The sequence below is a fragment of the uncultured Roseibium sp. genome (genome assembly GCF_947494555.1).
In the GTDB taxonomy this organism is placed as follows: Bacteria; Pseudomonadota; Alphaproteobacteria; order Rhizobiales; family Stappiaceae; genus Roseibium.
The window spans coordinates 1-314 of the sequence record NZ_CANLVF010000020.1; the positions used below are offsets into that span (position 1 = coordinate 1).

A 314-nucleotide genomic window follows, 5' to 3' on the forward strand; every position below is an offset into this window, starting at 1 on the left:
GTCAACGGCAAGGCCGGCAACGATATCCTCCAGGGTTCCTACGGCAACGACATCCTCAATGGCGGCGACGGCAACGACGTGCTCGACGGCGGTCACGGCGAGGACATCCTCAACGGCGGCGCCGGCAACGACCTGCTGATCTCCCAGTCCGACGGACGCGAGGGACCGGTTGCCTACGACCCGGACCGCGACGAGGGCGATCCGGACAACGAACTCACCGACGGCAAGCTCTATCCGGACCAGCCGATCCCGGCCGACGATGTCATGACCGGGGGATCTGGCGCCGACACCTTCTACTTCCAGACCCTCATCAA

General features: G+C 65.3%; 1 pseudogene. It reads left to right on the top strand.

The features are described from left to right. A pseudogene (locus tag Q0915_RS32050) lies at positions 1–314 on the top strand (metal-binding protein); the annotation flags it as partial.